The organism is Paenibacillus sp. 79R4, assembly GCF_013393165.1.
In the GTDB taxonomy this organism is placed as follows: Bacteria; Bacillota; Bacilli; order Paenibacillales; family Paenibacillaceae; genus Fontibacillus.
This window is the reverse complement of record NZ_QJOT01000015.1, coordinates 21,172-46,569: the sequence shown is the minus strand read 5'-3', so window position 1 is coordinate 46,569 and position 25,398 is coordinate 21,172. Positions and strand designations below refer to the sequence as shown.

General features: G+C 49.6%; 19 protein-coding genes. 13 read left to right on the top strand and 6 right to left on the bottom strand.

Annotated features, from left to right (window positions below; all coding sequences use genetic code 11):
• Window positions 1–128: 128 nt before the first annotated feature.
• A complete protein-coding gene (locus tag DMN77_RS19020; protein WP_179016025.1) occupies window positions 129–1,136 on the bottom strand; it encodes an alpha/beta hydrolase in 1,008 nt (335 codons plus the stop codon).
• A 308-nt stretch (window positions 1,137–1,444) separates the two neighbouring features.
• Between DMN77_RS19020 and DMN77_RS19015 the strand changes: the two genes are divergently transcribed.
• Complete coding sequence (locus tag DMN77_RS19015) at window positions 1,445–2,194, top strand: IclR family transcriptional regulator (RefSeq protein ID WP_068779712.1); 750 nt, start codon at window positions 1,445–1,447, stop codon at window positions 2,192–2,194.
• Window positions 2,195–2,278: 84 nt separating this feature from the next.
• On the opposite strand, the gene DMN77_RS19010 is transcribed toward DMN77_RS19015, so the two are convergent.
• The 4 genes from DMN77_RS19010 to acnA all read right to left on the bottom strand — a co-directional run bounded on the left by DMN77_RS19010 (window position 2,279) and on the right by acnA (window position 8,288).
• Window positions 2,279–3,889 carry an alpha/beta hydrolase family protein gene (locus tag DMN77_RS19010; protein WP_179016024.1) on the bottom strand — a complete coding sequence of 537 codons (1,611 nt, stop codon included), beginning with the start codon at window positions 3,887–3,889 and terminating at the stop codon, window positions 2,279–2,281.
• Between the two features lie 31 nt (window positions 3,890–3,920).
• Window positions 3,921–5,015, bottom strand: coding sequence for a DUF1648 domain-containing protein (locus DMN77_RS19005; RefSeq protein WP_179016023.1), 1,095 nt, complete (start codon window positions 5,013–5,015; stop codon window positions 3,921–3,923).
• A 1-nt stretch (window position 5,016) separates the two neighbouring features.
• Window positions 5,017–5,415: a GntR family transcriptional regulator gene (locus tag DMN77_RS19000; protein WP_068779715.1), complete on the bottom strand. Its 399-nt coding sequence runs from the start codon at window positions 5,413–5,415 to the stop codon at window positions 5,017–5,019.
• Window positions 5,416–5,570: 155 nt separating this feature from the next.
• Window positions 5,571–8,288, bottom strand: a complete 2,718-nt coding sequence (acnA, locus tag DMN77_RS18995) for an aconitate hydratase AcnA (protein WP_179016022.1) — start codon at window positions 8,286–8,288, stop codon at window positions 5,571–5,573.
• Window positions 8,289–8,572: 284 nt separating this feature from the next.
• Here acnA and DMN77_RS18990 point away from each other — a divergent pair, with 284 nt between their 5' ends.
• From DMN77_RS18990 to DMN77_RS18970, 5 genes are all read left to right on the top strand, one after another.
• Window positions 8,573–9,577, top strand: a complete 1,005-nt coding sequence (locus tag DMN77_RS18990; RefSeq protein WP_179016021.1) for an amidase domain-containing protein — start codon at window positions 8,573–8,575, stop codon at window positions 9,575–9,577.
• A 57-nt stretch (window positions 9,578–9,634) separates the two neighbouring features.
• On the top strand, window positions 9,635–10,732 hold the full coding sequence (locus DMN77_RS18985; protein ID WP_179016020.1) for a D-alanine--D-alanine ligase: 1,098 nt from the start codon (window positions 9,635–9,637) through the stop codon (window positions 10,730–10,732).
• 54 nt (window positions 10,733–10,786) lie between these two features.
• Entirely contained in the window at window positions 10,787–11,104 is a 318-nt protein-coding gene (locus DMN77_RS18980) for a hypothetical protein (protein ID WP_179016049.1), read from the top strand.
• A 366-nt stretch (window positions 11,105–11,470) separates the two neighbouring features.
• The gene (locus tag DMN77_RS18975; protein WP_068779720.1) at window positions 11,471–12,373 is read left to right on the top strand and encodes an inositol monophosphatase family protein; all 903 of its coding nucleotides are present in this window, start codon (window positions 11,471–11,473) and stop codon (window positions 12,371–12,373) included.
• A 63-nt stretch (window positions 12,374–12,436) separates the two neighbouring features.
• Complete coding sequence (locus DMN77_RS18970; RefSeq protein WP_068779721.1) at window positions 12,437–12,700, top strand: hypothetical protein; 264 nt, start codon at window positions 12,437–12,439, stop codon at window positions 12,698–12,700.
• A gap of 125 nt (window positions 12,701–12,825) precedes the next feature.
• On the opposite strand, the gene DMN77_RS18965 is transcribed toward DMN77_RS18970, so the two are convergent.
• Window positions 12,826–13,602, bottom strand: a complete 777-nt coding sequence (locus DMN77_RS18965) for a class I SAM-dependent methyltransferase (RefSeq protein WP_179016019.1) — start codon at window positions 13,600–13,602, stop codon at window positions 12,826–12,828.
• A 236-nt stretch (window positions 13,603–13,838) separates the two neighbouring features.
• Between DMN77_RS18965 and DMN77_RS18960 the strand changes: the two genes are divergently transcribed.
• The 7 genes from DMN77_RS18960 (at window position 13,839) to DMN77_RS18930 (ending at window position 25,337) form a co-directional block, all read left to right on the top strand.
• Complete coding sequence (locus DMN77_RS18960) at window positions 13,839–16,136, top strand: glycoside hydrolase family 65 protein (RefSeq protein WP_068779723.1); 2,298 nt, start codon at window positions 13,839–13,841, stop codon at window positions 16,134–16,136.
• Window positions 16,137–16,139: 3 nt separating this feature from the next.
• Window positions 16,140–18,473, top strand: a complete 2,334-nt coding sequence (locus tag DMN77_RS18955) for a glycoside hydrolase family 65 protein (protein WP_179016018.1) — start codon at window positions 16,140–16,142, stop codon at window positions 18,471–18,473.
• Window positions 18,474–18,544: 71 nt separating this feature from the next.
• The gene (gene pgmB, locus DMN77_RS18950; protein WP_068779724.1) at window positions 18,545–19,180 is read left to right on the top strand and encodes a beta-phosphoglucomutase; all 636 of its coding nucleotides are present in this window, start codon (window positions 18,545–18,547) and stop codon (window positions 19,178–19,180) included.
• Between the two features lie 857 nt (window positions 19,181–20,037).
• Window positions 20,038–21,846: a sensor histidine kinase gene (locus DMN77_RS18945; RefSeq protein ID WP_068779725.1), complete on the top strand. Its 1,809-nt coding sequence runs from the start codon at window positions 20,038–20,040 to the stop codon at window positions 21,844–21,846.
• 279 nt (window positions 21,847–22,125) lie between these two features.
• Window positions 22,126–23,445, top strand: coding sequence for a response regulator (locus DMN77_RS18940; RefSeq protein ID WP_179016017.1), 1,320 nt, complete (start codon window positions 22,126–22,128; stop codon window positions 23,443–23,445).
• A gap of 94 nt (window positions 23,446–23,539) precedes the next feature.
• Window positions 23,540–24,472, top strand: coding sequence for a carbohydrate ABC transporter permease (locus DMN77_RS18935; RefSeq protein WP_068779727.1), 933 nt, complete (start codon window positions 23,540–23,542; stop codon window positions 24,470–24,472).
• Window position 24,473: 1 nt separating this feature from the next.
• Entirely contained in the window at window positions 24,474–25,337 is an 864-nt protein-coding gene (locus tag DMN77_RS18930) for a carbohydrate ABC transporter permease (RefSeq protein ID WP_068779728.1), read from the top strand.
• Window positions 25,338–25,398 lie beyond the last annotated feature (61 nt).

Here is a 25,398-nt window from a genome sequence, read left to right as displayed (position 1 = left end):
CTCCTCGGTCGTATGTCATTATACTTAGTTTATTACCGAGGCAGGTTGGACTATACTAAAAATTTCCAACGATTTGAATATAAAGAGGTGGTTCAAAAGAGCCGAAAACCGGACTTTTTGGACAAGCATTAAGGGCTGTCAGAACCCATCGCAGCCTCAACACGTCCAAGGAAGCTGGAGACAAGACGCAAATACTCCTTCGGATGCTCGCGGAAAATCAATTCATGATGAGAATCTTTGACGATCCATACATCAGAGATCGGATTCGTCTGGTTCTCGGCCAATTGTTCGGCGATGGGGTAAGGAGCCTTGTCGTCTTTGGTGCCGTGTACGAATAGGATTGGGAACAGATAATCCTCCGTCTTGACTGCTTGATAGGGGATTTGCCGCAAACTTGTACCGTTCAGCACGGGCAGCAACAGCCCGATAATCTCCAGCGAAGGGTGGCGCGGCAAATCGATATGCTGTCGAATATTATGATACATCGTATCCGGTTCAAGCAGGAAAGTGCTATCCAGGATCATGGCATCGATATCCTTGCTATATAGTGCAGCCTGCAGCGCCGTGCCGGCTCCCATGGAGAAGCCCCAGACGATAAGCTCATCGCCTTCATGCTGCTTGGCATATTGGATCGCTCCTAGCAACTGCTGGGCTTCCTTTTTCCCGCCCGTCGCAACCTCTTTGCTGCCCCCGGCGGCAAATCCATAATCGAACATAAGGACATTAAAATTCAGACGGTGGGCATAGTGGGCGAGATCGTACATCGGAATCCAGTTCTCCTCCCGATTCGCGCCATAGCCATGACTGAACACAATGGTCTTACGTGAAGAATCTGCAGGTATATACCAGCCTTGCATCATCCGGCTGCCATCCGCAGCGGGGAAGGAGATATTATAGTAATCCAGATTTTTGGCCAGCTTCGGGTTGGAGTATAAAGGGGCCACTGTCGGATTGGACAACACCCAAGCGATGAAGCCGTGCAGGGCTACAAAGCAGAAGATCAGGAAGAAGATTATGGACAGTAACAGAGCGACGATAATATTCTTAAGACTAATCCGCTTCGATTTATGCACGGAAGAGTCAGATCCGATCCAATCAGGCTGCAGAGGAAGATCGTTGCGATTCGATAATTTCATGGCTGCTCCTCCTCATCTAAGAATAAATGTTTAATTATATTATATGTCCGGCTGAGGAAAATCGCTTTTTACATCAATCTAAATCTCTTAAAGTTGTCATTCTATCGAAATTCCAAGCGGACGTCAAAGATCGTGTCGAAAAAAGATGATTTATGAAGGGAACTATGAAAATATCGTACGGCTACCTTTTTCGATTGTCAATGCGTGAGGGGGAATTTATGGCCTTTGTCATTGACGGAAATGATGGTTTTCTCATATAATTTATGTAACCGAGTTTCATATAGTGAAACGAAAGGGAGGGATGCCATATGGAAGAGCGGAAATTAACCGTACGCGCCGTAGAACGGGCGCTTGACATATTGATGTGCTTCACGAAGAAGGATGACCTTGGGTTAACAGAAATTGCCGCAGAGATTGACCTGCATAAGAGCACGGTGCATCGCCTGTTGAATACCCTTGAGGAGAAGGGATTTGTAGTCCGTAATGCATCTACCGAGAAATACAGGTTGGGTCTGAAAATATGGGAGCTGTCCGCGCATCTGTCGCATAATGATGATCCGGCAGTGCTGCTTCTTCCGCAAATGGAGCAGCTCCGGGATCGTCTTGGCGAGACGGTAAGCTTATACTTGCGGGACGGAACGGACCGCTTGCGTATTCAAGCGGTACAGAGCAATCAGGCTATTCGCAGGGTTGCTCCGGTTGGCGCAAGGCTGCCGCTGTTCGTTGGCGCTTCCAGCAAGGTACTGGTAGCTTATGCGGATGATGCTGTTGTTCAGGCTGTCCTGGACAGCCCTGATTGGCCCGCCTTTGTGGACCGGGAAGCGTATATGCAGCAGTTGCAGGAGATTCGTGAGCAGGGCTATGCCATCAGCTATGAGGAACGTGAGCCCGGGGCTTCAGCGGTCGCAGCTCCGATCTTTGACCGGAACGGCAAAATTGCCGCAGCGCTCTCCTTATCCGGTCCGGTCAGCCGCTTGAATCCTCAGAATTTGCATGAGTATGGTCCGATATTAATCGAGGCGGCCAGAGAGATGGGGATGATGATTCATCCCAGTTAAACTTGATATCCCTATCTAGATAACAAATCGCGAGTCCCTGGCCAGAATCAGGCCATGCAGACTCGCGATTTTTTTGGTAAAGGATTATTTGCTCTCTTTAATCCAGGTGGCGATATCGTCAACGATGTCCTCCGATACATTGGCTGGCTGAGCATATTCAGCTCCAATTGAGACACCCTGGTAGGAGGTCAATAGATGATTTACATTCGGATAAGATTTGAACTTCACATCTTTGCGGTCCTTCAAAGCAGTCTTCCAGTTCTCGAATTGCTTTATCGTCACCTGCCAGTCATTTTCTCCCTGTAAAATCAGCATCGGGGTGCTCTGATTCTTAGCGAGCTCAGCCGGAACATAGTTCTTCTGTTCGAACCACCAGTAAGCAGGCTGTAGCGGGAACTGCTCCGGCATATGATCTACTGTATATTGCGGATCATTGACCATATTGGCAAGTGCGATATATTGAGCAGCTTGCTGCTCATATGGCGCAGCATTCATGCCAAGCTGCTTGACGCGCTGAACGAGCTCCTGCTGCTGTTCAGCCAGCACATCGGCAAACTTGCCGCTTGGTCCGGATATGACCACGGTTCCCGCTACATTATGATCCTTGTCCTCGGTGATCAGCAGAGGAATCGCGTATCCGCCCTGGCTATGGCCGGCAACGAAAATCCGCGAACTGTCGATGCTTGCCTTCCCCTTGAGCAATTGTACCGCAGCCAACGCGTCGTCAACGCTTTCTTGCTTTATCGTAAATTTTGGATTTGCAGCTACCTTGAAGGTATGCTCATAGGTCACCTTGTCATAGCGCAGTACGGCGATTCCCTGTGAAGCAAGCCCTGCAGCAAGATCACGGAACAGCTTCGTTCCACCTATGGATGAATCGCGGTCATGCGGCCCGGAACCTTGGACGAGCACTACGGCAGGAAAAGGACCGTCCCCTTTAGGCAAGGTGAGTGTCCCCGGCAAGGCCATGCTGCCTTGACCAACGGTCACTTCTTGCTCGATGTAGCTGTCCGCAATGTCATAGGATGGCTTCTTATATCCGGAGTCATCGGAGGCAGTCGTTACGTTCAGGTCATCCACTTGACCTGAGAGATTCATGCGGACGGTGATTTGAAGCGGAACTCTTTCTGATTCGACCCCGTAAGTTACATTTCGGTGTATAGCGTTGACCTTTTCTGTCTTGCCGCCAGTCAGCTTCATCTTACCGTAGACGGTCTCGTAATTGCTCCACAATACCTTTAACAGATTCTCCTGTAGCGCAGCAGCAGAGGATGGGCTGACGTATTTGGCGGATTCGGGGCCATCTCCAGCTTGCAGGCCTTGGATGAACAGGTCCGCCGGATCGGTGGACTGCTGCGAATTCTGAAATAGCTCATTTATGAATGTGGCATCAATTAGAGCGTGTCCTGATACGATGGTGATGGGGTGTTCCAGAGCGACCTGCTTGCCATTGACAAGGGCTTGGCGGTTTCCCGCTTCCAGCTTAATTACAGTGTTGCCCTTCGTGATAATAATTGTGCGAGTCTGTTGGTCCCATTTGACATCCGCTCCATACTCAAGCGCTGATTCTCTTAGCGGTGTAAGTGCTGTCGAGCTGCTGAATGAAGGGGCAGCGGAAGCGCCTATAGGCAGCATGAGACTTAGAGCGATCGTGGCTGCAGCGGCAGCATAGAGCGGGGTTCTCTTCTTGAACATACAATTTCCTCCTTAAGAAAAAAGGTATATATTATCTCGCGAACACATAGGTTATCGCGATGAAACCACCGATACCTAACAGTACCAGCCAGCATAGCGGGTGGCCGAAATTCAGCGTCCAGCCGACGCCTATTCTTTTCTCGATAAATAGGGCCGGGTCCTGGCGGTTGAAGTAGAACATGCCCAGCTTCCAGTGGCTATCGTTATTTACCGGAGCAAGCTTGGAGCCCGCTGCCGGGCGCCCGATTTTGCTGCCGCCTTGACCTGTTCTGAAGGAGATCAGGAAGGCCAACAGAACGACGAAGATCGGGGTAAGCAAGCTGATCAGCATCAGGCTGTTCACATTGATCTGGCCCAGCATGTGAAGTTGGATCAATGTGAACAGGAGCAGCAGGGCGAAGCTTGACAGCACCGTGAATAACGACCAACTGCGGCGGAATACGATATTCTGGCGCAGGGAACGCTGCGGATCATCCGCCTGAATTTGCTGTTTACTACTGCGGATGCTCCAATTGATAAAGACGAATAGCAGGGTCATGAAGGTCTGAATAATCGTCGGGTAGAGAACTGAGCGATATGATTTGACCGCACTGCGAGTTACATTTCCCATAAAATCGAACTTCATGGGAATCAGGCTGGGTATCTGCTCATAGCGGTTCAATACGGCGATGAGCCCAGCAAGAATAATAACTGCATGAATCAAAAACCATTTATTGGAGAGAACCAGATTGCCTTGGCGGAAGCTCGTATCCACGGCCAGCACCGAAGGAGATGGGGTGGAGGGAAGCGAAGGAAGCAGCTTCTTCATTCTAAAATAATAAATGACGTTCATAGCTGTTGAGATCAGTATAACCATGATGATATAAGCGCCAATGACTCCGTTCTGCTGTACGGGAGCACTGCGGAGCAGCTGGATAACACAAAGGATGAACAAGACGGCATATAAAGTCCCGCTGTACATACTATAGGAACGGCGCATACGGCGCAGCGTATCACTCCGATAAATGTCCTCACTGACGGTTACGCCGAAGCTTATCGTCTCCCGCGTCAAATAAGGCATAGCAGTTAAGGAAATCATCATAGGCAGAAATATAAGGGCAATCAAAAGGGAGGATAGTGTACTCATATTAATCATTCTCCTTGTCTGTCTGCGTTATTTCCTGGTATATTCGTTCAACTTCCAATAGCAACTGCTCCCGGTTCATTCCGCGGCAGATCGCTTCTGCGGCAATAGGTTTAAGCTCTCCGCTCATTTTGCTCCGGTAGTCCTCCGTAATTCCCGGCATACCATCGGGGTTAATGACGACGCCCTTCTGACGATGCACGAGGATGAATCCGTCCTGCTTGAGCAGCGTGTATGCCTTATTGACAGTGTGCAGATTAATGCCTATATCTGAGGCCAGGCTGCGTACGGAAGGCAGGGGCTCCCCTGGTTTCAAGCGTCCGCTGGCAATGCCTTCAATGATCTGATTTACTAACTGAGTGTATATCGGAAGCTCGGATTGCATATCAAGCCGGATAATCACAGCCATCACCTTCTTTGTTCTAACTGTTATACTTATAATATAACAGATAACATAAATATATGTAAACCATAAAAAGACCTGCCATTCCCCCTGAATGTTATGTTTAGGGAAATGGCAGGTCTGCATATTGCAAAGTGGGTATAATTCCAAAAAAATTAGTTCGTTGCGCTGATCATCTGGCGCAATACGGTCTGCAAAATACCGCCGTTATGATAGTAGTCCACATCCACCATGCTGTCGAGACGGGCGACTACCGTAAATTCGAAGCTGCTGCCATCCTGGCGCGTCCCTACTACCTTCAACTCTTGGCCTGGCATAACGTCATTGCTTAGACCGAGAATATCGAAGGTCTCCGTGCCATCGATGTTCAGGATCTTCCAGCTCGTTCCTTCTTGGAATTGCAGTGGAAGGACACCCATACCAACAAGGTTGCTGCGGTGGATCCGTTCGAAGCTCTCCGCGATAACAGCTTTCACGCCGAGCAGGTAGGTTCCTTTGGCTGCCCAGTCACGCGAACTGCCTGTTCCGTATTCCTTGCCAGCAAGTACGACCAGGTTCTTCCCTTCGCTTTGATATTTCATGGCCGCATCATAGATGGACATCACTTCGTCGGTTGGCAAGTACTTCGTTACGCCGCCTTCTGTGCCAGGGGCTACCTGGTTACGGATACGGATGTTAGCGAAGGTGCCGCGCATCATAATCTCATGGTTGCCGCGGCGCGAGCCGTAGGAGTTGAAGTCCTTGCGGGCCACTCCGCGTTCGTTCAAGTAATGCCCGGCAGGGCTGGTAGGCGAGATGTTGCCGGCTGGCGAGATATGGTCGGTCGTTACCGAATCGCCGAGCAGAGCCAGTACGCTCGCGCTGTGGATATCCGCGATATCCTGCATGCCGTCGCCAATCTTCTCAAAGAACGGCGGATTCTGAATGTAGGTGGATTTCTCATCCCATTCATAGAGCTCACCCTGAGGGACAGCAATCGAATTCCAGCGTTCATTTTGCGTAAAGACATGCTCATATTTGCTGCGGAACATCTCCGGACTAATCGAAGAAGCGATGGCTTCCTTGATCTCTATCGAGGTTGGCCAGATATCCTTCAGATAAACCGGCTCTCCTTGCTGATCATAGCCGAGCGGATCGTTCTGGAGGTCGATGTTTACCGTGCCAGCGAGGGCATAAGCAACGACGAGCGGAGGCGAAGCGAGATAGTTCGCTTTGACCTGGGCGTGAACCCGTCCTTCGAAGTTGCGGTTGCCGGACAATACAGCAGCAACTGTCAGATCGTTATCGGCAATTGCGCTGCCCACTTCCTCTGGAAGCGGTCCGGAGTTGCCGATACAAGTAGCGCATCCATAAACTGCTACGTAGAAGCCGAGCTTCTCCAACGGCTCGATTAGACCGGACTTCTGTAAATATTCAGTGACGACGAGCGAGCCTGGAGTCAAGCTGCTCTTCACATATCCCGGCTTGGTCAGGCCGCGTTCCACAGCCTTCTTGGCAAGCAGGCCAGCTCCTAGCATTACGCTTGGGTTGGATGTGTTCGTACAGCTTGTAATTGCTGCGATAACTACTGCACCTGGAGCGAGCTCGCTGGTGCTTCCGTCAGGATGGGTGAGCGGAACACGCTGCGCAATCTTCTCATCGCTCAGGCCGTAGCCGCCTTTATCAATAGGCGTACGGATAATATCGTTGAATTTGTTCTTCATCTCAGTCAGCTCGATCCGGTCTTGCGGACGCTTAGGTCCGGCCAAGCTTGGTACGACGGTAGCAAGGTCCAGCTCAATCAGATCCGAGAACTCGGGATCAGCAGTCTCATGGGTGCGGAACATGCCTTGCGCTTTGTAGTAGGCCTCAACGAGCGCAATTTGCTCTTCAGTGCGGCCTGTGCTGCGCATGTAAGCAAGCGTCTCTTTGTCAACCGGGAAGTAACCGATCGTCGCGCCGTATTCCGGTGCCATGTTGGCTACGGTTGCACGGTCAGCAAGGCTGATGTTGGTTAAGCCAGGTCCATAGAACTCAACGAATTTGCCGACAACGCCTTTTTTGCGCAGCATTTCTGTGACCGTCAAGGCCAGGTCTGTTGCTGTCGCACCTTCGCTTAAGCTGCCGGTCAATTTAAAGCCGATAACTTCAGGCGCTACAAAATAAAGCGGTTGCCCAAGCATGCCGGCTTCTGCCTCAATACCGCCAACACCCCAGCCAACAACACCCAGGCCGTTGATCATCGTCGTATGAGAGTCCGTTCCGACCAGGGAGTCCGGATAGACGACCGTCTCGCCATCTACAGTCTTCGTAGCGGCAACCGAGGCGAGGTATTCCAGGTTAACCTGGTGTACGATCCCGGTTGCGGGCGGCACCGCGCGGAAGTTGTTAAATGCGGTTTGTGCCCAGCGCAGGAAGCGATAGCGTTCTTCATTCCGTTCGAATTCAATGTTCATGTTATATTCGAGCGCATCAGGGGAACCGAAAGCATCAACCATGACGGAGTGGTCGATAACGAGATCGACGGGAACAAGCGGATTAATCTGCTTTGGATCACCGCCAGCTTTCTTCACGGTATCACGCATTGCCGCCAGATCGACGACAACCGGTACGCCGGTGAAGTCCTGCAGCACGATTCTTGCCGGGATAAATGGGATCTCTTTGTTCTCATCGCGGCCCTCGGCCCAGCCAGCGATTTGCTTCACATGTTCTTCAGTAATAGCTCTGCCGTCATATTGGCGGATAGCCGCCTCAAGCAATACCTTAATCGAGAACGGCAGCTTGGAAATTTGACCAAGCCCTTGCTGTTCCAGCGCCTGCAGGTCATAGTAGCGATAATTCTTACCACCAACAGACAGTTGACGGGCAGCAGTGAAAAAATCGTTCTTTGACATGAATGTACCTCCTTGTTCCGTTAGGTGAAACACAATTTCATATTCACTATCTTAAGTATAGCTTCCCTACCGAAGTGAGTAAAGTGTTTTTTGTCCAGTTGCTTCTATTTAAACTGTAAGCTCAAACAGGCCAGCTTCCTCCAAAAACATACAGCTCCGCTCCTCAGCCCTTAGCCTCATCCAGCTGAAGCGTTGAATAGAAACGCATACCTCTAGTTAGTACATACTCAATATTATGCGTTCATATAAATAGAATGGGAATGTATTTGAAGGAGGCGAGAACCATGGCGGACGAATGGAGAAGAATACTGACAAAGTATGTGAATCAGCTTAATCAGGATGAAGTGGATTACCGGGTGCGCACGGAGGATTCCGTCGTGACCGATCTGGATTACTTGATCCGCAGCGGGGAGCGCAAACATAAGCTGGAGATGTGGTACAGGGAACGGGGGGCAGCTCCGGTCCGATGCGAGACGAAGGCGCGGCTGATTCGTGAGATCGAGCATCGGGCAGGCGAACTCGAGGTCGAGCTGATGCTGTTGCAGAAGATCTATTATGATAAAGGCGGAGCCAGACACCAGGAGCAGCGGGTTGATCAGCAGCGCCTGACGCTGCTGCGCGAGGGGGAGGGCTGGACGGTGTCTCGCGTATATCAGCCTGTTCCGGAGCGGAGCGCGCCGGTGAATGTTGCCTCCATCTACAATCAGGACTACACAGAAAAGGCCGGTCCGTCCCGTCCTTATCTGAATCATCAAATTCTCGGCGCGGGCGGTTCCCAGCGAAGCACAGCTTATCGGCGTGAAGATGCGGTATTGTACGCAGATCGCTGGTGGGACAGCTTTAATCCGGAATTCGCCCAATTTGAAGTCGATTGCACCAGTTATATCTCCCAATGTCTCTTTGCAGGCGGAGCCCCAATAAACTATACTGGAAAAAGAGAATCGGGCTGGTGGTATAAAGGATATGTAGGCAAACAGGAGGCCTGGAGCTATAGCTGGGCGGTGGCGAATGCCCTGCAGCTATATTTGACCCATAGCAGCTCTCATTTGCGTGCGGAGATCGTTGACCGTCCTGAACTGCTTCAGTTGGGAGATGTAATTATTTACGACTGGGATGGGAACGGTGCATATCAGCACAGTACGATCGTTACCGCTTTTGACGCTGGCGGCATGCCGCTGGTGAACGCGCATACGACGCCAAGCCAGCATCGCTACTGGGACTATCGGGATTCCTATGCCTGGACTGAGAATACCGTGTATCGGTTTTTCCATATAGCGGACCGGTTCTGACATCAGGGAGTTTCATGCGATCAAGACGTGTATTTACATTTAGAAAAGAGGTTACCCATGGGACAGGACAAATTGACTGTAGGGCTGATTTACGGAGGCAAATCCGGAGAACACGAGGTGTCGCTACAGACGGCTCTGGCAGTCATGCAGGCTTTTGATTACGAGAAATATGAATTGCTGCCTTTCTATATTACGAAGCAAGGGGAGTGGAGAGTCGGCGGCAATCAATCCGCTCCTTTTACCGCGTTGGAACAATTGAAGCTGGAATCGGACGCGGGGGATACAAGCGCGGCGATCAATACGCTGTTCAGCAAGCTGGCAACGGGTGAAGCAAAGCTTGATGTTGCCTTCCCGCTTCTGCATGGTACCAACGGCGAAGACGGCACCATTCAAGGCATGTTCGAGATGGCGAACATGCCATATGTAGGAGCAGGCGTATTGGCTTCCGCTGCCGGTATGGACAAAGTGATTATGAAGAAGCTGTTTGCCGATGCAGGAATTGAGCAGTGCGGGTACTGTTATTTCACAGATGGTGAATGGGAGCGCGATAGCTTCTCGCAGATTCAGAAGGTGGAGGAGAAGCTGGGTTACCCATGCTTCATTAAACCGGCTAATCTGGGCTCCAGCGTCGGAATATCGAAGGCGAAGACGAGAGAGGAGCTAATAAGCTCTGTTAAGCTGGCACTCCGATATGATACTAAGGTCATCGTAGAGGAATTTGTTAAAGCCCGCGAGGTTGAGGTTGGGGTGCTTGGCAACGATATTCCGTTGCCTTCCGTACCAGGAGAAATCGTATCCTCTGGCGAATATTACGATTACCAAGCTAAATACCTTGATGGCAAATCGCAAATGCTGATTCCGGCCCCGCTGGACACCGAGCTTGCTGAGCGCATTCGCGATGTGGCAGTCAAAGCCTTTAAGGCTATCGCTTGCAATGGATTATGCCGGGCTGACTTTTTTATACGCAAGACGGACGGTCGTATCCTGATTAACGAAGTGAACACAATGCCGGGCTTCACGCCATACAGCATGTACCCGCTATTGTGGAGAGAGACAGGACTCTCTTATGAGACGCTGCTTGACCGACTGATCGAGCTGGCCATGGAGCGCTTTGCAAAGAGACAGGATCTGTTCTTTGAGAACGGGATTAATTAATCCGGCGAGACGGTTCGGGAACAGACAGAATTCAGGACGGAAAGGAAGATGAGCATGGGGTTCCAGACGGAATTTAATTCGGTGTGTAAATTCAAGAATGAACAAGAGCTGTTCGACCTTTTGGAATATGGCCGTGGCAAGATGCGCAAGGAGGGATTGCGCGTATTCCCGACCGGGCAGAAGGTCATTGCTTATAGCCCGGACAATAAGGCCGTAGCGATTGTGAAGATTACCGCCTGTGTTGCTGAGATTAACTTCAACGGTGAAGAGGTGACCGCAGTCGAGCTGGACCTGGTACGTCCTTTAACGGATGAAGAGTCTGCGTTCCAAACGGCCCTCGCTTACGAGATGTTCTTCGGAGAGCCCAAGTAATTGGGGCCCCCTTCGCTCAGGAGCTTGTCTCGGTCAATGGGGCTCATATGCCTGGGGTATATTGAGGGACAAGCTTTTGAGGGAAAATCAGGGTTAGTTTTCGCGAGGTTTAATTTTCCTGACGGCGGGAACTCTGTAAATAGAAGATCGTGTTTAGTTGATTCATATTCGTGAGAGAGGTTCGTAATTAGCCGTACTATTTGGCTGGTTACGGACTTTTTATATAAATGGTGGTATATTAAATACAGATCGATTTGCAGCTATTCAGCCTGATTTTCTACACAAATCACTCAAATGATGCAACTTTGCGCCATTCGGGGCGTATATTTTAAAAAAGGTAAAAATTGCAAGATTCATAGAAGAGCTATGCAAGTTGAAAATCAATCAGAAAGTAGTGTGAAACCATTGGAACCTAAGCCTAAAATTCCATACGTAGTAGGAAGCAAGAGTCCGACGGCTGTGGCGATCAACAGTGCCTCCAAAGCGGGAGAATGGATTAAGAGCCGGCTTGGACTAATTAAAGAGATAAATACGAAGTGTTCACCACAGGATCTGGTCACCGATGTTGATAAAGGGGCAGAGCTGATGATTCGCAAGCTGATCCTGACGCATTTCCCGGATCATGCGATCCTTGGGGAAGAGAGTGTCGATCCCGGCGCGGAGGCATCCGCGAATGCATTGACAGAGGCGAAGAAGGAAGCTGAATATTTATGGATCATCGATCCGATCGATGGGACGACGAATTTTGTGCAAGGTTATCCTTTTTTCTGTGTGTCGATTGCTTTGGCCTATCGTGGTGAAGTAATTATAGGCGTAATTTATGATCCGATCCGCGATGAGATGTTTGTTGCCGAGAAGGGCAAGGGAGCCTATGTTCATGGCAACCCGACGCAGGTGTCTCGGGATGACAAACTCGCGGACAGCGTCCTGGCGGTGGGCTTCAACCCGGACCGTGAGGTTGCGCTGCCTATTAATATGAAGGGGATCACCGCACTGTCGGATCGAACTCGCAGCCTGCGCGCCGCCGGCTCTGCCGCCTTGCATCTTGCCTATGTTGCCGCTGGTCGGCTTAGCGGTTATTATGAGGTTGGTCTGAATGCATGGGATATTGCCGCGGGGGCTCTGCTGGTTAAGGAGTCGGGAGGTATCGTTACCGACACGGTAGGCAATCCTTATGATATTGGCGTTCGCCGCCTGGTGGCCACCAATGGCAAAATCCATCAGGAGCTGCTTGATGTCCTGAAGACAGCTGAAGCCACAGGGGTCTAGGGGTCAGACGATGCGAAGTATCCTGTGGAGACCGAATTCTGATCGAAAAGGAGTTCAAATACCATGAGCGATGAGAAAAATCTGGAACGGGAATTGAATGAACTGTTGACGGAAGGCGAACCAATTAGTGAGGAAGAGCGCCGCGCAGAAGAACGGCGCCGCTTGTCCCCGCGATATGAGGTAAGGATTCAGACACAGCTTGACCCAATCGTGGAAGAGACGTTCAAATACCGTAAAATCGCCAAGGAAGTTGACGACCGATACGATGATTATTTAAGGAAAACGGGACATATGGATAAAGAGAGAAGCGATGGCGATAAGTCATAACTTATATGATCTCTTATCGAAGCAAAGGTCTGATTAATGAAATATACTTGTAAAAAATATAACGGATACCGCCATGGATAAAATGGGGTATCCGTTTTTTGTGCTGGCAGGGGATGCGGCCTATCTTACCGTCCTTCCTTAATGGCGACAATTCGCAGCCGTTTGTAATCCCCGTACCAGTCATTGCCGACCAGCAGATCTTGTTCTGCGGATTTGGCAATGAGCTGAATGGCCTGCTCCTTGTCAGGCTCGCTTAGGGAATATAGAAATGAATCCTCTGCAAACAGACGGAGCCAATGCTGCATACCCATGGCCCCACCCTCCAGCCTGGTAGGCCGGTCGAAATGTACGGCATAGGTCACTCGAAAACCGTGCGCTTCTAATAAACTGCTGTATTCACCGAGGCTTGGAAAATACCAGGGGTCAAGCGGCTTGGCATCGATGCCATAATCCGCGCCAAGTACTTTGGTAATGTGCTGGACGATGAGTTCCACATTTCCTTTGCCGCCAAATTCGGCAACGAATCTTCCTCCATGATCCAAAGCGCGATAGACGGATTTGACTACATTTTCGGCATCTTTGATCCAATGCAGCGCGGCATTGGAGAATACGGCCTGAACAGGGCGTTCCACCGTGAAATAGGCCGCATTCTGAACCTCAAACTTCTGGTCCGGATATTTGAGGCGGGCCTGCTGAATCATCGTCTCCGATAGATCAAAGCCCCTGACAACGGCTCCTGCTTTGGCGATCTCATAAGAGATATCCCCTGTACCGCAGCCGAGGTCAATGATTTCTTCTCCTGCCTGTGCGTTCAAGAGCTCGAGCACATCCTTGCCGTATTCGGATACATACCTGAATTTCGTATCGTAGAGCTGGGCATTCCATACTTGTCTTGCCTCCATAACCGGACCTCCTCCAATGAATTATCTTTATTGTGACATATAAATTCGCATTGATTAAATATATAAATCCAATCTTGCTAATAGGTATAGCCTATGAAGATAAGCGATACAGTTCAAGTTCAGTAAGATCACACATAAGCTCATTAGACCTGGACATTCGTACAGAGCGATGTTTTGGCTAATCTGGAGGAAGGGTGGCCAGAACAGAATTTATATTCAATAGGGAGAGATCAAATATGCCGAAGATAGCGGATAAATATCTAGTTGTTGATCCATGGAAGATCGTTGAGGAAGGGTTCGATCCGCAGCGCAGCCGGGTGTCGGAATCTATTTTCTCATTAGGCAATGAATATATGGGGGTTCGCGGCTATGCCGAGGAAGGTTATAGCGGTGACACGTTAATAGGCAGCTATTTCAATGGATTGTTTGAAGAGAGTGAGGTTGGGGCGCACTATAAGGGAATCATTCGCTCATTGCGCTTTATGGTCAACGGGGTTGACTGGCTCTATACACGCATTACGATCGACGATGAAACCTTTAATATGGGAACGAGCAAGTTCTCGAATTTTCGCAGGGAGCTGGACTTCAAACGTGGCGTATATACGCGTCAGCTTATCTGGCATTTGCAGAATGGAAAAAGCGTGCAGCTGGTCTTTGAAAGGCTGGTAAGTATGGAGGTGTCGAATCTGGGATGTCAGAGACTCGTGCTGAAGCCGCTTAACTTCACCGGTACAGCCCAGGTAATCATGGGGCTTGACTTTGCGACAATCCATGAAGATCAGCACACAAGATATTGGGAAAATGTAAAGCAGGACAGCCAACGCGGAATTAGCGCTATGCTGGGCCAGACAGCGAATACGGGAAATCGGCTTTTCTCAAGCTATCGGCTTGTCCTGCCGGAGGGAGCTCAAAGCGCGGCATTAAGTGAAGAAAGTTTCATAGGCGAGGAGGTCCTTCTGGAGCTAAATAAGGAAGAAGAAATTGTAGTAGATAAGCTGGTCATTAATTATGCGGATAAGGATCGGGAGCAAAGTGATGATGAGGTCTGGTTCAAGGGGATGAAGCTGGCTGAGCAGTATGCCGAGGTGGACTATCAGGCCGCTGCGGAGCAGCAGGAGTTATATTGGGCGAAGGTGTGGAAGCATTCCGATATCGTGATCGAGGGGGATCCTGAGAACCAGCAAGGGATTCGCTTCTGTATTTTCCAATTGTATCAAACCTATCATGGCGACAATCCGGGTTTTAACATCGGGGCGAAAGGGCTGACCGGGGAAGCTTATCGCGGCCTGGCCTTCTGGGATACGGAGTCCTATTGTCTGCCGTTCTATATTTTTAATAATCCAAAGGCGGCGCGCAGCCTGCTGGAATTTCGGTACAAGACCTTGCCGCAGGCGCTGGAGAGGGCGAAGGAGCTGGACTGTGCAGGAGCGTTCTATCCGATTGCGACGATCGATGGGACGGAGAGCTGCGATCTGTGGCAGCATTCCAATTTACAGCTGCATGTAGGTACGGCCGTAGCTTATGGAATTCGTCATTATGTAAACATTACGGGCGATAAGGCATTTTTATATGAAAAAGGTTTGGAGATGCTGATTCAGATCAGCCGTTTCTATGCAACCCGTGGGCAGTGGGGACAAAAGAGCGGCAAATACGGTTATTTCGGGGTTATGGGACCGGATGAGTTCCAGCTTATGGTGAATAACAACTGTTATATCAATCTGATGGCGAAGAAGCTGTTCGAGTTTACGCTGCAGACGATTGGTGAGATGGAGCAGGCTGAGCTGTCCGCTTTTGTAGCGCTGGCGGATCGCCTGGGGTTGACGATGCAGGAGCAGATGGACTGGGAGAACAAGGCTGACAACATGAAGATACCTTATGATGACGAGACGGGAATCTACGAGGAGCATGACGGTTTCTTCGATATGCCGCATCTGGATATTCATTCGATCCCGGTGACCGAGTTCCCGCTCTATTCGCACTGGTCCTATGATCGTCTCTATCGCTATGACATGATTAAGCAGCCGGATGTGCTTATGTTCATGTTCCTGTACAGCGGCGAGTTCTCAGTCGAGGCGAAGCGGGCTAATTACGATTATTACGAGACGAGATGCATCCATGAATCGTCGCTGTCTCCATCGATTCATTCGATTCTGGCTGCGGAGATTGGCAGACCTGCGGAAGCTTACAAATTTTTCGAATTCGCCACCCGGCTTGATCTCGATAATTATAATCGTAATACGAGAGAGGGACTGCATACGACTTCGATTGCCGCGGCCTGGATGAATATTGTGTACGGCTTCGGGGGGATGCGTTCGGATGGGGATAAGCTGATCTTCAATCCGACGATTCCGGAGCGCTGGAGCCAATATTCCTTCCCGATTACCTATCAGGGAACCGAGCTTGCGGTCGATGTGAACCAGCAGCGGGTGAAGATTAGTGTACGCAGCGGCGAGCCCGCTTCGATCCAAGTCTATGGTCAGGACTATATCGTGGGTCCGGCAGGGATCGAGCTGGATCTGAAGAAGGAGGGCTGAAGAATGAGCTGGGTCATTCGAGAAAACGGCTTTAATCAGGAACGAATCGCCATCAGCGGCAATAAATTTATGACCGGCAATGGCTATATGGGTTATCGCGGTACGTTGGATGAGTTCACACGATCTGAGCTAACGGCAACTATTATGGCCGGATTATACGATAAAGTAGGCGATCAATGGCGTGAGCCAATCAGCGCGCCAAACGGCTTGTCCACCACAGTGATATGCGACGGCGTTACCTTAAGCGTGCTTGAGCGTGAGCCGCTTGAACATGAGCAGGAGCTGGATATACGCCACGGCGTTCATCGTCGCAGGACGGTATATCCGGCTAAGGGCGGCGGAACCGTTACTGTTGAGTCGGAGCGCTTCTGCAGCTTGCAGCGCCTGCACTTGCTCGTCAATCGCGTAACGATAACTGCCAGCCAGGATGGCGAGTTAATCATCACCACAGGGATCGACAGGCGGATATGGGATATCAATGGTCCGCATCTGGAGCGGATGGAGGGAACAATCCAGGCAGGTACGCAGGGAGAGACAATGATTAGTACCGGTTGGACGCATGAACTGAACATTCCGGTCTCGGTTAGCCATTCCCTGGCGTGCGGATTCGGGAAGCAGCGCACCATAGACACCGACGACTTCCTCGGAAAAGAGATTCGCTTGCAGGCAGAAGCGGGCAAGCGCTATACCTTCTACAAGTATGTGTCTGTATTTACCGGTTTGGATGAAGCGACGGATACCATTGCAGCGGCATTCCAGGATAGCCAGGAAGCAGCATCGTGCGGATACGAGGCACTATATGCCGGACATACAGACTGCTGGGAGCAAAAATGGAAGGAGTCTGATGTTCGCATCGCAGGGGATGACGAGGCTCAGCTTGCCCTTCGCTACAGCCTTTACCAGCTGCATATTATTGCTCCGGGACATTCGGAGAAGCTGTCGATCCCGGCGCGCGGCTTATCAGGACAGGTCTACAAAGGCGCAATCTTTTGGGATACGGAGATGTTCATGCTTCCGTTCTTCTTGTATACCCAGCCAGACATCGCCCGCAATCTGATGATGTACCGGGTTCATACACTGGATGGTGCGCGCAGGAAGGCGGCGGAATACGGCTATGAAGGAGCGTTCTACGCCTGGGAGAGCCAGGAGAACGGGGATGATGCTTGCACCCTGTTCAATGTCAATGATGTGTTCACCGGACGTCCGATGCGGACTTATTTCCGCGATAAGCAAGTGCACATCAGCGCGGACGTAGCTTACGGCATCTGGCAGTACTTTATCTTCACCGGAGATGACCGCATTTTGCTGGACGGTGGGGCGGAGACGGTGCTGGAATGCGCCCGCTTCTTCTACTCTTATGCTTACTATAATTCTGTTAAATCCCGTTACGAGATTCTGGATGTGACCGGACCGGATGAGTATCATGAGCGGGTGAGTAACAACGCCTTCACAAACGCGATGGTTAAGCGTTGTCTGCATATTGCTTTGCAGGTTCATGATTATTTACAGAGTAAATACCCAGACGTGGCCGAGCCTCTTATCGGGGACAGCCGAATCAAGCCGGAGCAGCTTCGCGACATGCACGATCGTTTGTATATCCCGCAGCCTGCCGAGGGCAGCGGAGTGATCGAGCAGTTCGACCGCTACTTCACGCTTGAGGATGTAACGCTGGAGCAGTTGAAATCTCGAGTCCTGAACAAGCATGAATATCTTGGCGGCGGCAATGGATTAGCGACGACGACGCAAATTTTGAAGCAGGCCGACGTTGTTCTGATGCTGCATCTGTTGAAGGATAAGTTCAGCAGAGCGATCAAGCGGAGCAACTGGGAGTATTATGAGCCCCGCACAGAGCATGGTTCAAGCTTAAGCTCCTGTATTTATGCGTTAGTAGCCGCAGATATCGGATTATCGGATTGGGCATACCCGTATTTCAAACGCACAGCAACCATTGATCTGACCGGGGACTCGAAGCAATATGTCGGCGATTTGTATATCGGAGGAACTCATCCCGCCGCGAATGGGGGAGCGTGGATGGCTGCGGTGCTCGGTTTTGCAGGGGTGAGGTTCGACGGAGAAGCCGTCTCAATTGCCCCATCCTTGCCTGAAGCCTGGAGCTCGGTCAGTTTCCCGCTGCGGCTGAGAGGGGCAAGCTTCACCGTTACGATCGAAGCGGATCAAGTGAAGGTAGAGGCTGCGGAAGAGAATCAGGTTTCGATCAAGTTCCGAATTGAGCGACGGCTAGGCAAGGAAACAGAGATAGCCGATTCGGAGGTTGCAGCTAGTTTAGAGAACGTAATGGCGGCCCCGGGCCAGATTCTGTCTGTTTCCTTGCAGTAGCAGGCTGGAAGTAACGTTCCGGAAAGCGGGAAAGCCGTTAATAACTAACTTGATAGAGAGGGAGAGGAAAAATGCTGGATACGATGCGAGGGGCGATCTTTGATCTGGACGGAGTGATCGTCGATACTGCAAAATATCATTATTTGGCCTGGCGCTCGCTCGCTGAACGGCTCGGATTTGAGTTCACAGCAGCGGGTAACGAACGGCTCAAAGGAGTAAGCCGGGTGGAATCACTGAAAATCCTGCTGGAGATTGGCGGTGTAGAGGCAGGCGAAGCGGAGCGACTCAAAATGGCTGAGGAGAAAAATAAAGAATACGTCGAGTATATTTCACGGCTTGAGCCGGCCGAGATTTTGCCGGGCGCCAAGGAGTACCTGCAGCAGCTGCGCCAGCAGGGCGTGAAGATTGCGCTTGGCTCAGCCAGCAAGAATGCGGCGTTCATTCTTGATCGGCTGGGCATCGCGGAGCTGTTCGACGCGGTGATCGACGGTACGAAGGTGTCCAAGGCGAAGCCGGACCCGGAGGTGTTCCTGGCAGCCAGCGAAGCGCTTGGTCTCGCTCCAGCGGACTGCGTCGTGTTCGAGGACGCGGCAGCAGGCGTGGAAGCCGGCAAAGCCGCCGGCTGTCGAGTAGTCGGCATCGGCAGCTCAGAGGTGCTGTTCGCGGCTGACAGAGTGATCCGGGGACTGGATGAGCTGGTTGGGTAGTGACAGATAGGTGCAGTGTATTTCAGGTCATGTATGGCGGGTAATGGTAGGGTTAATGTAGAGCTGATTGATAAATTTGGCGAGCTAGACATAGAGATAGAGATAGAGTATGAGTATAGAGCTTGAACGGAGCATAAGTATAGTGTGCAGAGCTTGAACATGGAGGATAAAGTATGATGAGTATAGTGTGCAGAGCTTGAGCATAGAGGATAAAGTATGATGGGAATAGTGCATAGAGCCTGAACGGGAGTATAGAATAGAGCTTGAATATAGAGCATGGATGGCCGGAAGATTAAATGGGGTTGACCACCGTTATACGAAGCCAGTAAGGGGTTATCCGATAGTAGTGTTTTTACTACTTGAGGATAGCTTCTTTTTTTATGCAATCTGGAAACGCTCGCACTCTAACGAAACTGGATATCGTTATTTAGGTCCAAAAGTGCCGTTTTAAAATGTAACGAAACTAGGTATCGCTATTTTAGGGAATGGACTGTAAAAAGCCCGAATTAATCTCAAATAACGATCTGTAGTTTCGTTAGAGTTAATTTAGCAGTGTTTTTGAGGAAATAGCGATCCGTAGTTTCGTTACAGAAATACGGGGAGGTGGTTGCTTGCTCAGGGATAGCTTCTGAAATTTTCCATAGCCGCCGATCGTAGGAAAAACTATGATGTGCGTAGAAATACACACCATTGATATTTTTTATTCTTGTTACACTTATAGTGTGTGTTCAACAAGAAGACTGGTTTTAGCACCGAACCCCATGCTTCTGATCTGCGTTTTTCATAACGTTTCAGTTGGATGAAAGGGGTGTGGAGGTTGTTGGACTACCGCTTCAAGTGCCAGGGGGGAACGGCGATTGAAATATAGACTAAATAATCCATTAAATCGAATGAATGTAAAGCAGCAGTTATTCCTGTTATTCCTCATTATCATTATTCCACTATTAATTTTGAATGCCTACGGTAATTACAAGGCTGATCAAATCTTGAAGCGTCATGTTACCAACGCCTATATCGAGCTGAATAAGCAAAATTTCCGACTGATTAATCGAGACATTGAAGCAGTGAACAAGGTGACTTCAACGGTATTTCAAAACTCTCTATTGCAGCAATTGAATCCGCTTTCTACCGATGAAACAATACTGCAAAGGGTGAAAAATTACGAAAAACTTGAAAATTTACTGACCACGTATTCGCAAGAGACAGATGAGCGGGAGCCAGTCTATTACTCGCTCTATGTGTATGATCCGGAGAACACTTACTTTTTTGCTCCCTTCTATCCAGGGCCGAAAAAATCGGGAGTCTATTTTTTCTCGGACGACGAGAAGCCGGACTGGTTCGATGAGGCTGTCGACAAGAAAGGAAAAGGGTATTTGCGGCTGATCGATCATTTGTCGCCGCCTTCCAAGGGCCAAGGCGATCAAAGAACGCTTGCTTATATCCGGGCAATCAACAATATCTATAGAAATGGCACGATTGGGGTTTTGGTGGTTACAAATCTGGACGCTCGGGTTCAGGAATCGCTGCAGACCGTATCGCTGCCGGAGGGAGAGCTTTATTTTACAAATTGGAGCAACCGCGTTCTGAGCGCTCAGAGCAATGAACACGAGGACGTGCTGGAGCTTCCGCCGGAGGTTGCGGATATGGGCATAACCAGCGGCGTGAAGGATGTCATTACCAGCGATTATATTTACGTCGTTAATTATAACCATGTATTGCAGCAGAAGCTGGTCTATAAAGTTCCAGTACAAGCGCTTTTGCATCAGCAGAAGGAGATCAAGCAGGTAATCCAGCTGATCTCGATCGTCTTTTTTGCCGGAAGCCTGATCTTCATGCTCTATTTCTGGCGATCCCTGATGATGCCCATTCAGAAGCTGGTTTACTTCGTCAGACGTTATGAACCGGGGAATATCGTTCCGGAGACCCCAAGCAGGGAGAAAAAGGACGAGATCAGCGTACTGATGCATAGCATTTACGATATGGCGCGGCGGTTAAATGCGCTGGTTCATTATAAATACACGATGGATCTGAAGCAGAAGGAATCCCAGCTGCAGATTCTGTATCAGCAGATTAATCCGCATTTGCTCTACAATACGCTGGAGAGTATCTATTGGAAAAGTACAATGGAAGGGAATACCGCCTCTGCCGAAATGATCAAAGAGTTGTCCAAGCTGATGAAGATCAGCCTTAGCCGGGGGCGGGAGTTGATTACGCTTGGGGAGGAACTTGAGCATGCTTCTGCCTATATCAAATTACAGCAGCATAGATATGATTATCAGTTCCGGGTCTTGATCGATATTCCCGAGGAGCTTCTGCCGATCTCCATTCCGAAAATCACGCTGCAGCCTTTAATCGAAAATTCCATTATTCATGGTGTGAAGCATATGGGGGAGGACGGCGAGATTGTGATTCGTGCTGCCTCGGATGAGGAAAATCTATTTATATTCATAGAAGATAACGGGTACAAGCCGGTAGATTGCGAGCTGATTAATCGACTGCTTGACGAAGAGAATCCGGACCCGACGTTTGGCTATGGAATACGCAATATCCACCAGCGAATCAGATTGCATTTTGGAGTCCATTATGGACTTCAATATTCGAGGCGTGAGGATGGCGGGACCCGGGTTATGTTAAAGCTTCCAAAGTCCGTGCGAGAACAGCCATAACATGAGGCGTTAATATTCAAAAAGTTCGGGGTATTCGGCACCGGAGTCTATGCTTCTGAAGTACGTTTTTTTTCAAAAGGCTTAGTTGAATGAAGCTAGGGCGTGAGGAGCGGAGTGTACGTAGTTTGTACGTGAGCACCTGAGATATTCCCTTAGCAGGGAACATAACTTCGTAAGCATCCGCTTGGGCCCGGATGAATTCAAGATTCGATGTCAATAACGCTTCCTGATTAACTTCGCGATCCAAAGTGAACTCAAAAAGCACAGGGGGAGAAGAGAATGTACAAAATACTGGTCGTTGACGATGAACCATTAATCTGCAAAGGGCTGGCTGGGCTTCTGAACGGCTCCGGCATTGATATTGGGGCGGTGTACACTGCCTATAGCGGACATGAAGCTCTCGATTATATTCGTATGGAGGAGATCGATCTGCTTGTGACTGATATCCAGATGGGAGAGATGAGCGGGATCGAATTGATGCAGCAAGCCAAAATGGTTAAGCCATGGGTGCAGACGATTATTATCTCTGCGCACGAGACGTTTCAGTATGCGCAGATGGCGCTGCGACTCGGGGCCAAGGATTATTTGATCAAACCGCTGAATAGTGAAAATTTCCTGGATTCCGTCCGCAATGCCCTGCTGAAAATGGAGCGGCCTGTTGTGCAAATCGATGAGTTTTTATCTGCGGATACGGATCATTTTCGAATGGAGGAATTTCGCCCGGAGAAGAACGAGCTTCTGCAACGTTTGTTGAACGGAACGGTGTCTCAGCAGGAGGATATTGAGGATATTTTGGCGGAGTCAAGCTTGCTGGGGCCTTATTTCTCTGTGATAAGAATGAAGCTTGATATTCCGCGAGAGGGTGAGGCTTTCTATTCGGAGAGGGACATCCGTCTATTACACTATGCCGCGCGGAACGTGGCCGAGGAGCTGCTACATAAAGAAGAGAAAGTATTGACCTGCTATTCCGATGAGCAAGATATCTGCATTCTGCTGCAGTGGAACGAGACAGAGTATGAAGAGCTGGATATAAATAAAATCAATCATCTGGAGATGATCGGACGAAGTTTGCATCATCATGTGCAGAAGTACTTAAATATTCCGGCCATTATCGGAATTAGCCAGATTTTAAAAGGGGCTGAATTTCTGCCTGTGCTGGATCGTCAAGCGGATAAGGCGATTGTGTGGGGCGGGAAGCATGGGGATTACCATGTGTTCTATTACGGGGACTTCAATTGGAGCAATTATGCCCAGGACCCGACGGCCGAGGAACTAACGACACAGAATAACCGGATTGTCGACAGCGCCAAGCAATATATCGAAGATCATTACCGACAGAAAGGCTTGACGATTCACGAGGTCGCGAAGAAGAATCATGTCAGCCCTAATTATCTTAGCTTCCTGTTCAAGAAGAACACCGGATACAATCTGTGGGAGTATGTGATCAAACTGAGGATGGAAGAGAGCAAGTCGCTGTTGCTCAATACGGATCTACGTCGTTATGAAATTGCTGAGCGCGTTGGTTACGAATCTCCCGAACATTTCAGTAAAATTTTCAAGAAGTATTTCGGTCTTAGTCCCAGTGAGCTGAAGAAGTAAGAACAGCTATACTTCGCATAGTATTACACCTGTTCCGGAGCCCCATGATTTTCTAAAATGAAAGCTGGACACTAAAGAGAAATGAGGGAAACTCATGGAGGAATCGGTGGTTTCACCAGGAAACATGGTCAAGGGGCCTCAGAAAGAGCTCAAAAAAGTACGAAGAACATCAAACTGGAAAAAGTACATGTGGGGGTATCTTTTTCTCGTTCCGGCTATCGTCATTTTTATCGTCTTTCTATGGGTTCCAATTATTAAAGGGATCGTCTATAGCTTCTACAACGTCGATTTCGTAAAGGGCAACTCTTTTGTCGGATTTGATAACTATGCCAAAATATTCCACAACCCTGATTTATGGCTTTCCGTTAAAAATACATTGTATTTTATGTTCCTTACGTTAGTCATCGGATTCTGGGTGCCGATCGTGGCGGCGATATCTATATCGGAGCTGAAGTTCTTTCAGGGCTTTGCCCGCATAGCCGCCTACTTGCCCTTCGTCGTTCCTGGCGTGGTGCTCTATGGCATGTGGAGATGGATGTACGATCCGGTTGGGCCGATTAACGCCTTGCTTGGCTTGTTCGGCGTTGAGCCGATCTCGTTCATATCCGACGGGCGTTTCTCGATGATCTCGATCGTCTTCATGGAGACGTGGCAGCAGTTCGGCTCGGCGATGCTGATCTATCTGGCCGGGGTACTGAGTATCCCGCGGGACTGGTATGAAGCGGCGGAAATCGACGGTGCCGGAGTGTGGAGCCGGATTAAATATATTACTCTTCCATCGATGCGCAGCTTGATTGTTCTGATGCTCATCCTGCAGGTCATCGGTACATCACAGGCTTACCAATCTCAATTGGCCTTGCTGGATGGCGGCCCGAACAAGGCTACGTTGACCTATGCGCTCTTTACAGTGAAATATGCATTTACTCAGTTGGACTATGGAGCGGGTACAGCGCTGGGCGTACTGATGTTTATCGTCTTGGGTATCCTTGGCGTCATTCAATTCAAGATGAACAGGGAGGATTACTAATATGGAAAGAGGCATCCTGTCACCATCCGATTTGAAGAAGCCGGTGAATAAGATCGTCTATGGAATCATGGTTCTGGGTATTGCCATAATGGCTGTTACGATGCTATATCCCATCCTCATGACGATGTTTAACGGACTTAAGAGCAATCCTGAGATCAATACCTTTCCACCGAAGTTCTTCCCGACAACCTGGCATTGGGAGAATTTCTCCAAAGCCTGGAACTATATTGCTTTACCGGTTTTTCTGAAGAATACGGTGTTTATTTTCCTCGGGAATCTGTTGATGACGATTCTGGTACTCGGTCTGGCAGCATTTAGTATATCGCGAATTCGCGTTCCGTATAGCCGGGTTATCTATTTCTTTATCCTGCTTACCTTGTTCATACCTGCAACAAGCTATATGATTCCTAACTTCGTGAATCTGAAGCAGCTTGGACTGCTCAACTCTTATTGGGCTTTCTGGCTGCCTGCGGGAGCAAATGCTTACTACTTCCTGCTGATGAAGAATTTCTTTGATGGCATTCACCCGGAAATCTTTGAAGCGGCGCGGATTGACGGTGCTTCGGAGCTGACGAGCTATCTGCGAATAGCTATTCCGCTGTCCGTCCCGATCTTTGCCACATTATCGATTTTCATTTTCTCCACTGCCTGGAACGATTGGTTCTGGCCATCGCTCGTTATGCATACGGAGGACAAATATACCTTGGCTACTGCAATATATAAATACGTCATTAATGCGCGGAGCTTGGACAGCAGCATCAAGTTCTCGATTCTGTTCATGGTTATGATTCCGCCGATCTTCGTGTTTTTGGGATTCCAGAAGTTCATTGTGCGCAGCGTCAGCCTGACCGCCGTCAAAGGGTAAGCAGAGTGGAGATAGCGTTTACATTTAGCGTAGTGCTGCACATGATCGCCATATGAATACA